Raw genomic sequence first — 1,644 nt, forward strand, 5'->3', positions numbered from 1 at the left:
TGCCGGGCTTCGGCTCCTTTGCAGGCTTTGTGGATAAACCCCTGGCCTGAAAAAACTCTCGAATCACTCGCACCAGCGGGAAAGCCGGCGCCTTTATTCCCCCTTAGTGAACTACCACCAAGCAAGCTTGGTGGCTTCTTAGGGAATCAATTGACTCCACGTTGCGGTGTCAATTGAGTATTAGGGGGCTGGCCGCCCCCTAAAAACCCCCGCTAATTCGGATGCCATTCATCCCACAAGCAAGCTTGTGGGTTTTCTGGCATGGCTTTATAAATGGCGGCCCGACTTGTGGTATTGCCACAGAAAAACGGACACCGGCTTAAGCCACATTTTTCAACCGTTCATACTGGATTGGAGTTTTATAGCCCAATGTTGAATGTCTCCTGATGCCGTTGTAATAGGACTCGATATATTCAAAGATTTGCTGCCTTGCCTGATCTCTGGTGAAGAATGTGTTCTGATAGATCAGTTCGGTCTTGATGGTTTTGAAAAACGACTCAGCCACCGCATTGTCCCAGCAGTCTCCTTTGCGGCTCATGCTCTGCACGAAGCCGTGATGATCAAGCACTTGCCTGAATCCTCCACAGGCATACTGCACTCCACGGTCGGAATGAATGATCAAGCCTTTCGGCGGCTGCCGTCGCCGTACGGCCCGCTTAAGAGCATTCACGACCATTTCATGTCCCAGAGAGGCGCTTACTGACCAGCCCACCACAGATCGAGAAAACAAATCAATAAATACTGTCAGATACAGCCAGCCCTCACGAGTCCATACATAGGTTATATCGCTGACCCAGACCCGGTTGGGACGATCACTGCTAAAATCTCGCTGCAATAAATTTGAGGCAACAGGATACTTATGCCTGGAATCTGTCGTAACTCTGAACTTTCGCCTGGTACGGGATTTCAATCCCATCCGCCGCATCCGTCTGGCAACCCGGTTACGGCTGACTTTGATACCACGCTCTTGTAGCTCGGAAGCAATCTTTGGACTGCCCGGACGACCCTTATGGGCCTGATAAACCGCCCTTATCTCCATATCCAGACGAACGCTCTCCAACTGCCGCCTACTGGGAACTCGCCTGTGCCATGCATAATATCCACTCCGAGACACTTCCAAAATCCGGCACATCTTCGCCACACTCCAATTCGTGCGGTGCTCGGAAACAAACCGATAACGAACTGCTACCGGTCTTTCGTGAAGATGGCCATTGCTTTTTTTAAGATGTCTCGCTCCTGCCGAACTTCCTCAAGCTCTCGCCGCAGACTGCGCATCTCCTCCTCGGCGGGCTTCATATGACCTGTGCCGGGAAAGGCATCCACTGGATCAGATCGCAATGCCTTACGCCAGATCCTGATCGCTCCCTGATATAGCCCCAGCTCCCGCTCAATCGCACTGTCGCCCTTCTCGGAATTATCCGCTAATCGAACTGCTCCCCGCTTGAACTCCGCATCATACCTCTTTTTGCTTGATCTCATCGATACACCTCCTGATCTCAAGTTAATTTGAGTTATAGAGGTGTCCACTATATTGTAGCAATATCACTATATTAACTGGATTGTCCGGATAAAAGTGGGTGCCCCAGTAGTGGCCGCTTGGATATTGTTTCATATCCGGCCAGTAAGTATAGAAGCGTATCTGCC

At 50.8% G+C, this 1,644-nt stretch carries 1 protein-coding gene and 1 pseudogene; both read right to left on the minus strand.

Annotated elements, in window-relative coordinates:
- Nucleotides 1-319: 319 nt before the first annotated feature.
- Nucleotides 320-1,225, minus strand: a pseudogene (locus tag KOO63_00225) (IS3 family transposase).
- Nucleotides 1,186-1,479, minus strand: a complete 294-nt coding sequence (locus tag KOO63_00230; protein MBU8920263.1) for a transposase — start codon at nucleotides 1,477-1,479, stop codon at nucleotides 1,186-1,188. Before KOO63_00230 ends, KOO63_00225 begins: the two are co-directional and overlap by 40 nt.
- Nucleotides 1,480-1,644 lie beyond the last annotated feature (165 nt).

This window comes from Candidatus Latescibacterota bacterium (assembly GCA_019038625.1).
Taxonomy (GTDB): Bacteria; Krumholzibacteriota; Krumholzibacteriia; order Krumholzibacteriales; family Krumholzibacteriaceae; genus JAGLYV01.